The organism is Kitasatospora sp. NPDC096204, from assembly GCF_044763205.1.
GTDB lineage: Bacteria > Actinomycetota > Actinomycetes > Streptomycetales > Streptomycetaceae > Kitasatospora.
In genome coordinates this window covers 27,013-39,713 of record NZ_JBIWFT010000015.1, presented here as the reverse complement: position 1 = coordinate 39,713, position 12,701 = coordinate 27,013, and the positions used below count along the sequence as shown (strand labels likewise).

The following is a 12,701-nucleotide window of genomic DNA, read 5'->3' as shown; positions in this document are numbered from 1 at the left end:
AAGTCGCCTGGTCACGGCCTGCGGTCGCCCGGCTGTGGGCGGCATCAGCCGAAGGCCGTGAGCAGCAGCGCCACGTCGTCCACCCGGTGGGTCGAGCCGACCTCGCGCAGCAGCCGCTCGGCCGCCTGCTCCAGTCCCTCCCCGGCCGCGGCCCGGGCCAGCGCGGCCCGCAGTCGGTCCACGCCCTGGTCGATCGCCACCGCCGGGTCCTCCACCAGCCCGTCGGTGTAGAGGGCGAGCACGGCGCCGCTGCCCAGCCGCAGGTCGCTGACCGGGTAGTCGGCCCGCTCGACCACCCCGAGCAGCGGCCCGCCCGGGACGTACAGCGCCTCGGCCCGCCCGCCGGGGTGGCGCAGCACCGGCGGGAGGTGCCCGGCCCTGGCGATCCGGGCAAGGCCGGCGGCCGGGGTGAGCCGGACGAGGCAGCAGCTGGCGAGCAGCCCGGGGTCGAGGTCGAGCAGCAGCCGGTTGGTGCGGGCGAGCACCTCGTCGGGCGGGTCGCCGCCGGTGGCGAAGGCGCGCACGGCGCTGCGCAGCTGCCCCATGGTGGCGGCCGCGCCGACGCTGTGGCCCTCGACGTCGCCGATCACCAGGGTGACGTCCGGGCCGGTGACGATCGCGTCGTACCAGTCGCCGCCGATCTCCATGCCCTGGGTGCCGGGCAGGTAGCGGGCGGTGATCCGGATGCCGGGCACCTCGGGCAGCCGGTGCGGCAGCAGCGCCTGCTGCAGGCCGCGGGCCAGGGCGAACTCGGCGTCGTACAGCCGGGCGCGTTCCAGGGCCTGGGCGATGAAGCCGCCGAGCGCGGTGAGCAGTCCGCGCTCCTCGACGGTGAAGGGGCGCGGGTGCTCGAAGCCGATGATGCAGCTGCCGACCGGACGGCCGGAGGCGATGAGCGGCAGGAAGGCCCAGGCGCCCATCTCGTCCAGGGCGAGGCCGGGGTAGGTGGCGGCGAGTTCGCGCACCGACTCGAAGAAGATCGGGGTGCCGGTGCTGAGCGTCTCCGAGCCGGGCACCCGGGCGTCGATCGACAGGCCCTCGAAGGCGTCCAGGAAGCCGGCCGGGTAGCCGGTCTGCAGGAGCAGGTGCAGGCGCTGCTCGCGCACCGCGTAGATGGCGAGCTCCTGGCCGCCGCAGGCCGGCAGGATCTCCTCGGCCACCGCCCGGCACACGTCCCGGACGGTGACCGCCTCGGTGAGCGCGCTGGCCAGCTGCAGCAGGTGGTGGGTGCCGCTGACACTGCCGCCCACCCCGGTGCGGGTGGCGGGCGGCGGGGTGGCGAGCGGCTCGGCGGCGCCCGGCGGCGCCTCGGCCGCGACCACCCGGCCGGTGACGCCGTGCGCGTCCGGGTAGAGCGAGAAGGCGAGCCAGCCGTCCGGCGGGCGGGCGGCCAGGAAGGCGGTGGGCTGCTGGGAGAACAGGGCGGCGCGGTAGCGGTTCTCGTAGAAGGGGTCGGCGAGCCAGGGCAGCACGTCCCAGGGGTGGTGGCCGAGCAGGTCCTCACGGCGGGCCCGGAGCAGCGGCTCGACGGCGCGGTTGGCGTAGCCGATCCGGCCGTCCGGGTCGAGCGAGAACACGCCCTCGTGCAGCCGCTCGACGGCGGCCGCGGCGGCGGTCAGGGACCGCACGTCCAGCACCGCGCCGACCAGATGGGTCCGGTCGTCGGAGATCGCCACGGGCACCCGGGCCCACAGTTCCACCGGGTACGGCAGGCCGTCCCGCCCGAGCACCCGGACGCGGGCGGCCAGCACCTCGCCGTGCTCCAGCGCGGCGCGGGCGGCGGCCCGGAACTCCGGCAGGTCGCCGGGCGCGATCCGGTGGTTCAGCGCGGCCACCGTGCCGTCGAACTCGCCCGGCCCGAAGCCGAAGATCTCCCGGAAGCGGTCGTCGGCGGCGACCACCCCGGTGGCCACGTCCCAGTCGAACAGCCCGACCCGGGTGGTCGGCACCGTCGAGGACGGCGGCTCCACCACGGCCACCTCGCCGCCCGGCTCCACGGACTGCCCGGGTTCCGCCGACTCGGCCAGCTCCCGGCCGAGTCGGTCCGCCACCTCGGCGAGCTGCCGCGCGGCCGGCTCCGGCAGCCCGTCGTCCGAGGCGGGCCACAGCCCGCTCAGCACCCCGAACCGCTCCTCGCCGCACCCCACCGGCACGCACGCGGAGGCGAAGTCGTACGGCAGGCCGACCGCGAGCTGCGGGAAGCGCCGCATGGTGTCCTCGGTGTCGGTCAGGGTGATCACGTGCCCGGTCCGGAAGCAGACCGCGACCGGCAGCGGCCCCGCGGCGGCCACCCGCCGGAACGGGCTCATCACCGTCAGCGGCACGCCCGCGATCGTGCGCAGCACCAGCGACCGGCGGTCCCGCGAGCGCAGGTACACCAGCGCCCCGTACGCCCCGGTGGTGCCGAGCACCCGGCGCACCGCCTCGGCGAACAGCTCGTCCCGCCGCTGCTCCGCGTGCCGGGCCAGGGCCCGGGCGGACCCCGCGGCCAACCGGGCCGGCTCCGCGCCGGCCCCGGCCTCCGGCGGCCGGTCCTGACCGGTCCACGCACCAGGGGCCCCACCGGTCGCGTGCGGATGGCACATGCTCTTTTGCTACGCCCGGCCCGGAACGGTGTCAAGGCGAGCGCCCACCGGCCCCGAGCTGCCCCGGGGCCCGGCCTGCCCCAGCATGGACGGCATGCCGAGCGAATCCCGCCGCACCACCGTGGTCAACCTCAAGGGCCACCGCGACGACCCCGGGTACGAGGACGTCGTCTACGTCGGCCGTGCCATGCACCGCGGCGGCTGGCACCTGGCCGAGTCCCCGCTGCACTGCCCGTACCGCCCCGGGCCCGACCTCACCCGCGAGGAGATGGTCGTCAAGTACCGCGACTTCCTACTCGCCAGCCCCGAGCTGCTCGCCCTCGTCCCGCCCCTGCGCGGCCACCGCCTCGGCTGCTGGTGCGCCCCGCTCCCCTGCCACGCCGACGTCCTCGCCGACCTGGCGGACCACCCGCGGAAGAGGCACTGACACCGGAGGACAGGCCCCGGTTCGGTCGGCGGCCCGTCGACCGTTTCCTGTTCGATATTCTCCGGGCGGGTGGCGGCGCGAGGCCGCCGGGTGGGGAAGTGGGAGCCGCATGCAGTCGCCGTCGTCCGAGAAGTCCGCACACGGAACGTCGTGGCAGTGGGACGGGGAAACGGCGGGCGGCGAGGCCTCCGCGGACGTGGTCGCGGGCGGTGGGGAGCGTCTGCGGCCCAGCCGGCGCGGGCTGCTGTTCGGGGCCGGGGTGCTCGCGGCGGGCGGGGCCGCCTGGGCGCTCGGCCGTTCGGGTGGCGGCCGGGTGCTCCCGTCGCCGGGGCCGAGCAGGCCGCAGCCGACCGCGCTGTCCGGGCCGACGCCGCTCTGGACCTACCGCGGCCCGGACGCGATGACCCCCGAGCGGCTCACCGACCCGCCGCGCCGGCCCGTCTACCTCTCCAGGAACGGCCTGCAGGTCCTCGACCCCGACCGGGGCACCGCCGGCCGGCTGCTGGTCTTCGATCCGCCGACCGCCCGCAACTGGCCCAGCGACAGCGACATGCTCGGCAAGGTGGTGTTCGGGCCCGAGCACCTCTTCACCACCTACCAGGGCCACGCCGAGGCCCGGCACTTCACCGACCCCGCCGCCGACTGGAGCCTGCCGCTGCCCGACGAGCTCCAGGGCCAGACCCGGCTCGCCGGCTACGACCGCGGCATCCTCTTCGGCTACTCGTGGGGCCGCCCGCGGGCCGACGGCACCCCGCCGCAGAGCCACCTCTTCGCGCTGCGGGTCGCCGACCGCTCCGTGCTCTGGTCCGTCCGCACCGAGCAGTCGGAACAGCCCGTCACCCCCACGACCGACTTCAAGCACCCCCTCCTGGTCTGCGTCCGCTTCCTCGGCGGCCGCACCGAGCTGGCGGCCCGGGACGCCGCCACCGGCCGCGAGCTGTGGACCGTCCCCGGCGAGGAGGACCTGCGCTGGTGCGTCACCGGCGCCGAGCGGATCTACGTCCCCGACGGCAGCGGCGGCGTGCGCATGCTGCTCCCCACCGGCGAGACGGGCTGGACCCACTCCCCCGCCCGGGGTGAGTCCTGGCGGGCCCTGCCGCCGGTGGAGCACGGCCCGCAGCTGATCATCCCGCGCGACCAGGGCACCGTCACCGCCCACGACACGTGGTCCGGCGGACAGACCTGGTCCTGCCGGCTGCCGTTCCCGCTGGACCGCCGCAACCGTCCGCTGGTCGCCGAGAACACGCTGTTCGTCCCGGGCACCGCGACCGGCGGGGTCAGCGCGGTCGACACCACGGCCGGCGAGCTGGAGTGGACCTTCCACGACTCGGGCCCGGGCAAGGACGTCTGGACCGTCGCCGCCGACAAGGACCTCCTCTACGCCGGCCACGACGACATCCTGCACGCCCTCCCGCTGCGCTGAGCACCGAGCGCCCCCGAGGAGACGGCACGACACGGCAGGACCTCACGACACGGCAGGATGGCCCGATGCAGGTACGCCCGATCTCCCCCGACAACCTGGCCGAGCTGCTCGCCGACCGCATCGCCGCCCTGCCCGACGCCCGCGGCCGGCGCCTGCGGGTGGCCGTGGACGGTGCGGCGGCCGCCCGCCCCGAGGCGCTCGCGGACGCCCTGGTGGAGCCACTGCGGCTGCGCGGCCATCCGACGCTGCGGGTCTCGGCCGCCGGCTTCCTGCGCCCGGCCTCGATCCGGCTGGAGTACGGCCACCACGACGCGGACGCCTTCCACGACCTCTGGCTGGACGACGGCGCCCTGGCGCGCGAGGTGCTCGACCCGCTGGAGCCGGGCGGCAGCGGCCGCGTGCTGCCCTCGCTGCGCGACCCGGTCACCGACCGCTCGACCCGCGCCCCGTACACCGAACTCCCGCCCGGCGGCGTGCTGTTGCTGGACGGCGCCCTGCTGCTCGGCCGCTGGCTGCCACTGGAGCTGACCGTCCACCTCTCGCTCAGCCCGGCCGCGCTGGCCCGCCGCACCCCGGCCGACCAGCAGTGGACGCTGCCCGCCTTCGCCCGCTACGAGGCGGAGACCGGGCCCGCCACGGCGGCCGACCTCACCGTCCGGGTGGACGACCCCCGCCACCCCGCACTGGTCGAGCCGTCGTGATCTCCGGGGCCGGGCCGCGCTGGCAGTACGGGCACCAGAACACCGCCCGGTCGCGCGGCGGCGAGCCCTGGCGCCCGGCGGCCACCGGGGTGACGCAGCGCGGGCAGGGCCGGCCGGCCCGGCCGTAGACCCAGTGCTGGTAGCCGGGCCTGGTGTCACCGGTGGTGATGTGGCCGGGGCGCAGCTTGTTGGCCTCCAGCATCTGCCGGGCGCGCTCCACCAGCCGGTCGGGGTGCGGGAGTTCACCGACCTCGGTCCACGGCGTCACGCCCGCGACGAAGCACAGCTCGTTCGCGTAGACGTTGCCGATCCCGGCGAGGTTGCGCTGGTCGAGCAGGGCCTCGACGACCGGGCGGCCGGGGCGGGCGAGGAGCCGGCGGACGGCCTCGACCGGGTCCCAGTCGGGGCCGAGCAGGTCGGGGCCGAGGTGGCCGACGATCCGCCGCTCCTCGGTGGTGCGCAGCAGTTCGACGACGGGCAGCCGGTAGCCGACGGCGGTGCCCCGGTCGGTGCCGAGGACCGCGCGGATCTCCCGGTCGGGGCCGCCGCTCCACCGCTCGCCGGGGCGGTAGAGCACCCAGCGGCCGTCCATCCTCAGGTGGGTGTGCAGGGTGAGGCCGCCCTCGAAGCGGGCGAGCAGGTGCTTGCCGCGCGGGGCGACCTCCAGCACCCGGCGGCCGGTGAGGTCGGCGGTGGCGTGCGCGGGCACCCGCAGGTCGGCGCTGGTCAGCGGCTGCCCGGCGAGGACCTCGTGCAAGCGGGCCGCCACGCGGTAGACGGAGTCACCTTCTGGCATGTCTCCATTCTGGTCCGCGTGGCGGCCCGGCGGGTCACCGCCCCCGCCCGCCCTACTCCGACCGCTCCGCGTCTCCGTGGGCCTCGCGCACGACGACCACCGGGCAGGGCGCGTGCTCGGTGAGGTGGCGGCTGACCGAGCCGAGCAGCACGCCGGAGAAGCCGCCCAGGCCGCGGCTGCCGACGACGAGCAGCGCGGCACCCTTGGCCGCTTCCAACAGCGCCCGGGCGGCGTTGCCGGGCATCACGCTCTCGGTGATCCGCACGCCCGCGTCGTCACCGGCCACCTTGGTGATGGTGTCGCTGAGGGTCTTGCCGGCGATCTCCTCGGGGTTGAAGGTCTCGACGGTCGGCACGCCCTGTCCGGCCCAGCCGTAGAAGGCCGGGTACTCCCAGGCGGCGATGGCGTGGATCGTCCCGCCGACGGCCCGCGCGTAGTCGATCGCCCAGCTCAGCGCCTGCTCCGAGGCGGGCGAGCCGTCCACGCCGACGACGATCCGGGGATTGGCACTCATGCCCTTGCTCCTTCGGTTGCTCCTGATCGGTCCCGACCCTCCGAACATAGATCAAATCGGACAAACGGTCGGTATCTGCCACGCCGCAAGCGGCCCGCCGCATTCAATTCCAGTGCGGGCGCCCGCCGGCGCCTGGGAGGGTGCCGGGAGATCGCCCGGCCGTCCGGTCGAGGGCCTCCGCCGCCCCGGAGTGCCGGGCGTACGGTTTCCGCGCCTCCGGCGCCGGACCCCGCCCGCCTCACCGCCTTCCGCCGCGACCTCAACGGCGGTAGGCGGCCCAGGAGTTGGCCATCCGGCGGACCTGCCCCGGGGTGAACATGGTCATGCAGGAGTCGTAGCTGTAGTCCATGAAGTTGTGGATCGGGTCCAGCCCCGGGCCGGAGCAGGTGTCGCGGCCCTCGGGGCAGCCGGAGGCGGCGATGCGCTCGGGCGGGGTGTCGTCCACGTAGTCGCCGGGGGCCCGGCAGCCGCTCTGGAAGGTGTGGAAGAGGCCGAACCAGTGGCCGATCTCGTGGGTCGCCGTGTCGCCCTCGTCGTAGTGGGTGGCGGCGCCGCCGGGCAGGGAGGCGTCGAGGACCACCACGCCGTCGTCGGTCGGGTTCGTCCGGTACGCGTTCGGGAAGGTCGACCAGCCGAGCAGGGAGTCACCGAGCCGGGCGCTGTAGAGGTTGAGGGTGCCCTGGTCACCCTTGCGCAGGGCGGTCTTCATCGCCTGCTCGGCCGGCGAGCCCGGGGTCATGCCGGTGTACCAGGAGGCGTTGTCGGTCCAGTCGGTGGCGACCAGCTGGAAGTGGAACGGGCTCGCGGTGTTGCCCTCGCCCTGGCCGCCGTAGCTCTCGTTGAGGTGGTCGATCTGGCCGGTGACGGCGGCCTGGTCCAACCGTCCGGCGTCGCCGTCGTGGATCACGTGGAAGTAGACCGGAACGGTCGTCGGGGCGCCGACCCGGAGCCGGCCGGTGCCCAGTCCGGCGAGCCGCCGGTCGAGGTCGGCCTGCATCGCCCGGGCCTTCCCGGGGCTCACCTCGTTCGGGTCCCGGACCGCCCGGCTGCCGGCCGGCCGACGGTCGGCCCCACCGGTCGCACCGTCGCCGGTCTCACCGGCGTCGGTCACACCGTCGCCGATCGCACCGTCGCCGGTCACGCCGGCACCGGTCGCACCGGCGCCGGCGTCCGCGCACTCGACGGCCGGAGCGGCGGCCTCCCCGGCCGGGGCGCGGTGCGCGGCCGGTGCGGCGAACTGGCTCAGGCCGGCCGCCGCGACCAGGGCGGCGGCGCAGGGGAACAGGCGGGGGGCACGCGGGCGCACCCGGGAGGTACGGCGCATCAGCGCTCCTGACGGGGGGAGTTGACGGAGTCTCGCCCGCTCCCGGGGCCTGCTCCGGCCGGCCCGCCGGTGCCCGGCGCGGACTCGCCGAGACTACGACGCGGTGAAGTCGATCTCCCGCAGGGCGCGCGCGGCGGCCCGGTCGAGTACCACGGCCGACGCACAGCCGTCCGGCAGTCGTCCGGCCCCCAGGATCAGGTGGCGCAGCCGGGCGATGGCGGCCCGGTTCCGGGCGAAGGCGTAGCGCGAGACGCCGCGTGCGCGTCGCCGCTGCCCGTCCAGCGCCTCGGCCGGGTCGGCGTCGAGCAGCAGCAGGTGCACCCGGCGGCCCTGCCGGGCGGCGGCGCGGACCAGCCAGGCCCGCACCCACGGCTGGGTGCCGCAGTCGTGCACCGCGAGCGGCCCGCCGTCCAGCACGGCCCGGCGCAGCCGCCGGTAGTGGGCGAGCCGGGCCAGCGGGCGGTAGAGCGCGTACGGCAGACGGGCGGGCAGCCGGGCCGCGTACTCCTCGCGGACCAGCTGGGAGTCGATCAGCGGGGCGCGCACGCAGCGGCGCATCAGGGTGCTCTTGCCGCTGCCGGGCAGGCCGGTGACGACCAGCAGGTCCCCGGCGGGGTAGCGCAGGGCGACTGGCCCCGGCCCGCGCAGTTCGTGCCGGACGGGCGGCTCGTGCGGGCCGTGCGACGGAGGCAGGACCACCCGCTCGTCGGCGCTGCGCGGCGGCACCCTCGGCACCGCCTCCGTCCGCACCGTTCTCGTCCCGCTCACCCGGTCTCCCCCCGCCGTTCCCCGTCCAAGGAGCATGGCGCATACCCAAGAACGAGTAAAGGGCGGAGGTCGGCGCCGGTACGGCCGGCCCGGAACGGTCCGGGCCGGCGGTGTCCGGGCCGGGCCGGGGTGTCCGGGCCGGGGTGTCCCGGGTCGGCGGTTTCCGGGCCGGGCGGTGGGTGTCAGCCCAGCTGCGGGGCGATCCGGGCGGCGATCAGCTCCAGGTGGTCGAGGTCGTCGAGGTCGAGGATCTGGAGGTAGACCCGCTCGCAGCCGATCGCCGCGTACCGGCCGAGCTTCTCGACCACCTCGTCCGGGGTGCCGGCCAGGCCGTTCTCCCTGAGCTCGTCGGCCTCGCGGCCGATCGCCGCGGCCCGGCGGGCGACCTCGGCGTCGTCGCGGCCGACGCAGGCCACCAGGGCGGCGGAGTAGACGAGGTCGTCGGCCGGGCGCCCGGCCTCCTCGGCCGCGGCGCGGACCCGGCCGAACTGGGCGGCGGTGTCCTCCACCGAGGCGAACGGCAGGTTGAACTCGTCGGCGAAGCGGGCGGCCAGGGCCGGCGTCCGCCTGGGCCCGTGGCCGCCGACCAGCACCGGGACGTGCTCCTGGGCGGGCTTGGGCAGCGCCGGCGAGTCGGTCAGCGTGTAGTACTCGCCGGCGAAGTCGAAGGTGTCGCCGAGCTTGGTGCGCCACAGCCCGGTGATGATCGCCAGCTGCTCCTCCAGGCGCCCGAACTTCTCCTTCGGGAAGGGGATGCCGTACGCGGTGTGCTCGGCCTCGTACCAGCCGGCGCCGAGGCCGAACTCGACCCGGCCGCCGCTCATCGCGTCCACCTGGGCGACCTGGATCGCGGTGACGCCCGGCAGCCGGAAGGTGGCGGCGGTCATCAGGGTGCCCAGGCGGATGGTGCTGGTGTCGCGGGCGAGCCCGGCCAGGGTGATCCAGGCGTCGGTGGGCCCGGGCAGGCCGTCGACGTCGCCCATCTTCAGGTAGTGGTCGGAGCGGAAGAAGGCGCTGAAGGCACCGAGCTCCTCGGCGGTGCGGGCGACCTTGAGGAGGGTGTCGTAGCTCGCACCCTGCTGGGGTTCGGTGAAGACGCGGAGATCCATGCCGGCCATTCTGGTACGGAGCCCCCGGTGATCGGCAGAGCGGATCCGGCGGACCACGGAACGTATCCGGCCCGGCCGGACGGGCGCGGGCGGGGAGCCGGGGCGGGATGCTCCCGGGGTGGCCAAGGTCTCAGCACGGAACCGTCACGGCCGTCCGTTCCCGCTCCGGGGCTCGCCTACCGTGGACGGATGTTCGCCACCTCCGACGATTCCTTCCGGCGCTCCCCCGACGAGCCGGCCGGCTGTCCGCTGCCCGGCATCGTGACCGCCTTCACGCCCCGGCTCGCCGAGTTCGCCTTCGAGCCCGGCTTCGTCGCGGCGGTCGACCAGCACGTGGCGATGCTGCGGGAGCTGCTGTACGCGCAGGGACCGGAGCTCGCGCCCCGGCCCCTGGACCGTGAGGAGTTGTCGGACTACGCGCTGGGCTTCGTGGACGCGCTCGCCGAGATCGGCTGGCGGGAGCCGGTCGGCCACGACTACGCCGTGCTCCGGCTCACCGCGATCTGCTGGCTGGTGCGCGAGCAGGGCCTGCTGGAGGTCTGACTCCCGGCAGGCCCCGCCCGGCCGCCGCTCCGGCGGACTACCGGTCCTGGTCGCCCTCGATGCCGGGCGCGGGCGGGGTGCCCGGGCCGGTCTGGGTGGTCGGCCGGATCGGCTGGTTGGACAACGCGTCGGAGCGGCCGGCCTGGTAGGCGCTGCCGCGCAGCCGGGCGGTCTCCCGCTCGGCGCCGTCCAGCCACCGCTCCCAGCGCTGGCGCATCGGCAGGATCAGGCCGCCGCCGAAGCCGACCACCAGGATGCCGGTGATGGTGGCGAGCACGGCGATCAGCACCGGGGTGGTGATCGCCGTGGCGATCCCGACCTGGCCCAGCGCGGCGATCACGCCGAGGCCGACGATGAACGCCCAGACCGCGGTGGCGACCACCTTGCCGTACGAGGCACCGGACAGCGAGCTGCCCACGATGTCGCGCACGCCGTTGGCGATGGCCATCGCGACCACCAGGATCACGACGGCGACGATGGCCCTGGGCAGCCAGGCGACGATGCTGTGGATCATCACGCTGATCGGGTTCGGACCGAAGACCCCGAACGCCAGCTGCAGGGCCATCAGCAGGACGATGTAGTAGACGACCTTGCAGACGATGCCGGTCATGTCGTACTTGGAGCCGGACAGGTGGGCGGCCATCCCCGACCGCTCGGCGACCCGTTCCGAGCCGAGCCTGCGCATCACCCGGTCGAGGAGCTTGGCGATCGCCTTGGCCACGATCCAGCCGATGGCGAGGATCGCCAGGAAGGCGATGAACTGCGGGATGAACTTGGCGATCTTGGACCAGGCCTCGGTGAAGCCCGACCCGAAGTCGACGGACAGAGCGAGCTGCTGAGCCACGGAGTCCTCCACTCGGTGACGCGGCGCCACGAGCGGGCGCTGCCGACCCCCCACCTTCGTGGATAGCAGGCGCCCGCTCCGGCCGCTCGCGCCCGGTGTCCGGGCTGGTTCCCTCGGGTGAACCGTCCAGCCGTCCGCCCGCGTACAGTGGCGGTCCGGGGGGACGGGCCACGGGGCGGGACGGACGGGACGGTGCGGCAGTGAGCGGTACGACGACGGAGCGCGCGGCGGGCCACCGGGCGCTGCACTGGCGGGTCCGACCGGAGACGGCCCGGGCGGCCGTCCTGGTGCTGCACGGCGGCGAGGAGCACAACTTCGCCCCGCCCGGGCGCCTCAACCTCCCGCTGGTGCGGATGCGCGGCTTCCTGCGCGGGCTCACCCGGGCGACCGCGGACGCCGGCGTCGCCATCGGGACCGTCCGCTACCGCCACCGCGGCTGGAACGGCCAACGGGCCGACGCCGCGCGGGACGCCACCGCCGCGCTCGACGAACTGACCGCGGTGCTCGGGCCGGTGCCGACGGTGCTGGTCGGCCACTCGATGGGCGGGCGCGCCGCGCTCCAGGCCGGCGGGCACCCGTCCGTCACCGGCCTGATCGCCCTCGCCCCCTGGTGCCTGGCCGAGGACCCGTGCGACCAGCTCGCCGGCCGGGACGTGCTGATGCTGCACGGCGACCGCGACACCGTCACCGCGCCCGCCGACACCCACGCCTTCGCCGCCCGCAGCCGCGCCGCGGGCGCCCGGGTCTGCGGCTACACCGTCACCGGCAGCGGCCACGCCATGCTCCAGCGCATTCCCGACTGGCACCGCGCCACCACCCGCCTCACCACCGCCCTCCTCGGCCTCCACCCGCTCCCCGCCGAGACCTCCTCCGCCCTCGCCCTCCCGCCCGCCTCCCGCGAGGCCCTCACCCTCCCCCTCCCGCCCCAGCCCCGCCGCGCCCCGGCCCACCCGGCGAGCCCCTGACGGGGCGCCCGCCCGCCCCGCACCCTCAGGCCCGGCGCAGCGCCCGCCACGTCACCACCGCACCGGTCGTGCTCGTGGCCGCGGTGGCGGTGAGCACCGCGCAGCCGGTGCCGAGGCCGGGCACCGGCGGCCCGGTGACCAGCCGGCCCCGGCCCGGCCCCCGCTCCCCGTGCGGTTCTCGTGCAGCACCTCCAGCGGCGCGACGCGGGTGGCCGGGCGGCTCGCGACCCAGGCGCCGAGCACGCTGACGCCGATGCCGGTCCCGGCGGCGGCGAGCAGCGGCCAGGCCGTCACCCGGAGAGCGAGCCCCGGCGGGGCGACGTCGAGGCACAGCAGGTCGTCCCGCAGCAGGTCGTCCCACAGCAGCGGGGCGGCCGCGGGGCCGGCGAGGCACCCGGCCGCCGAGCCCAGCAGGCCGACCGGCGCGGCCTCGCCGAGGACGATCCGCCGCAGCCGGCCCGGGGTGGCGCCGACGGCGCGCAGCAGGCCGGGTTCACGCCGCCGGCCGGTGACGCGCACGAGCACCGAGGCGACCACGAAGCCGGTGGTGAACAGGCCGGGGGTGGCCAGTGCGGCGATCAGCCGGGTGCCGAGGAAGCGCCGGTGCTCGACGTGTCGGGGCTGGAGCGCGGCGCGGCCGTCACCGGTGACCACGGTCGCCCGGTCGCCGACGGCCCCGGCCACGTCGGCGGGTGCCGGCGG

General features: G+C 76.1%; 13 protein-coding genes. 5 read left to right on the top strand and 8 right to left on the bottom strand.

Annotated features, from left to right (window positions below; all coding sequences use genetic code 11):
• Positions 1–44: 44 nt before the first annotated feature.
• A complete protein-coding gene (locus ACIQ87_RS18245) occupies positions 45–2,492 on the bottom strand; it encodes a SpoIIE family protein phosphatase (RefSeq protein WP_402407450.1) in 2,448 nt (815 codons plus the stop codon).
• A gap of 187 nt (positions 2,493–2,679) precedes the next feature.
• Between ACIQ87_RS18245 and ACIQ87_RS18240 the strand changes: the two genes are divergently transcribed.
• From ACIQ87_RS18240 to ACIQ87_RS18230, 3 genes are all read left to right on the top strand, one after another.
• On the top strand, positions 2,680–3,012 hold the full coding sequence (locus ACIQ87_RS18240) for a DUF4326 domain-containing protein (protein ID WP_402407447.1): 333 nt from the start codon (positions 2,680–2,682) through the stop codon (positions 3,010–3,012).
• Between the two features lie 109 nt (positions 3,013–3,121).
• Positions 3,122–4,435, top strand: coding sequence for a PQQ-binding-like beta-propeller repeat protein (locus ACIQ87_RS18235; RefSeq protein WP_402407444.1), 1,314 nt, complete (start codon positions 3,122–3,124; stop codon positions 4,433–4,435).
• A gap of 65 nt (positions 4,436–4,500) precedes the next feature.
• Entirely contained in the window at positions 4,501–5,136 is a 636-nt protein-coding gene (locus tag ACIQ87_RS18230) for a uridine kinase (protein WP_402407441.1), read from the top strand.
• Here the strand turns inward: ACIQ87_RS18230 and ACIQ87_RS18225 are convergent.
• The 5 genes from ACIQ87_RS18225 to ACIQ87_RS18205 all read right to left on the bottom strand — a co-directional run bounded on the left by ACIQ87_RS18225 (position 5,084) and on the right by ACIQ87_RS18205 (position 9,647).
• Positions 5,084–5,932 (bottom strand): DNA-formamidopyrimidine glycosylase family protein, encoded by an 849-nt coding sequence (locus tag ACIQ87_RS18225; RefSeq protein ID WP_402407438.1) that lies wholly within the window; start codon positions 5,930–5,932, stop codon positions 5,084–5,086. The two genes, ACIQ87_RS18230 and ACIQ87_RS18225, sit on opposite strands and share 53 nt — an antisense overlap.
• 52 nt (positions 5,933–5,984) lie before the next feature.
• Entirely contained in the window at positions 5,985–6,446 is a 462-nt protein-coding gene (locus tag ACIQ87_RS18220; protein ID WP_402407435.1) for a universal stress protein, read from the bottom strand.
• A gap of 259 nt (positions 6,447–6,705) precedes the next feature.
• A complete protein-coding gene (locus ACIQ87_RS18215; RefSeq protein ID WP_402407432.1) occupies positions 6,706–7,770 on the bottom strand; it encodes a zinc metalloprotease in 1,065 nt (354 codons plus the stop codon).
• A gap of 93 nt (positions 7,771–7,863) precedes the next feature.
• Complete coding sequence (locus ACIQ87_RS18210; protein ID WP_402407430.1) at positions 7,864–8,574, bottom strand: AAA family ATPase; 711 nt, start codon at positions 8,572–8,574, stop codon at positions 7,864–7,866.
• A gap of 146 nt (positions 8,575–8,720) precedes the next feature.
• A complete protein-coding gene (locus tag ACIQ87_RS18205; RefSeq protein WP_402407428.1) occupies positions 8,721–9,647 on the bottom strand; it encodes an LLM class F420-dependent oxidoreductase in 927 nt (308 codons plus the stop codon).
• A 189-nt stretch (positions 9,648–9,836) separates the two neighbouring features.
• Here ACIQ87_RS18205 and ACIQ87_RS18200 point away from each other — a divergent pair, with 189 nt between their 5' ends.
• Positions 9,837–10,190, top strand: a complete 354-nt coding sequence (locus tag ACIQ87_RS18200) for a DUF6401 family natural product biosynthesis protein (protein ID WP_402407425.1) — start codon at positions 9,837–9,839, stop codon at positions 10,188–10,190.
• Between the two features lie 37 nt (positions 10,191–10,227).
• Here the strand turns inward: ACIQ87_RS18200 and ACIQ87_RS18195 are convergent, their stop codons facing one another.
• A complete protein-coding gene (locus ACIQ87_RS18195) occupies positions 10,228–11,034 on the bottom strand; it encodes a hypothetical protein (RefSeq protein ID WP_402407422.1) in 807 nt (268 codons plus the stop codon).
• Positions 11,035–11,234: 200 nt separating this feature from the next.
• Here ACIQ87_RS18195 and ACIQ87_RS18190 point away from each other — a divergent pair, with 200 nt between their 5' ends.
• Positions 11,235–11,999 (top strand): alpha/beta hydrolase, encoded by a 765-nt coding sequence (locus ACIQ87_RS18190; RefSeq protein WP_402407419.1) that lies wholly within the window; start codon positions 11,235–11,237, stop codon positions 11,997–11,999.
• A 51-nt stretch (positions 12,000–12,050) separates the two neighbouring features.
• Here ACIQ87_RS18190 and ACIQ87_RS18185 read toward each other — a convergent pair whose 3' ends face one another.
• Positions 12,051–12,683, bottom strand: a complete 633-nt coding sequence (locus ACIQ87_RS18185) for an ABC transporter permease (RefSeq protein ID WP_402407416.1) — start codon at positions 12,681–12,683, stop codon at positions 12,051–12,053.
• Positions 12,684–12,701: the final 18 nt, after the last annotated feature.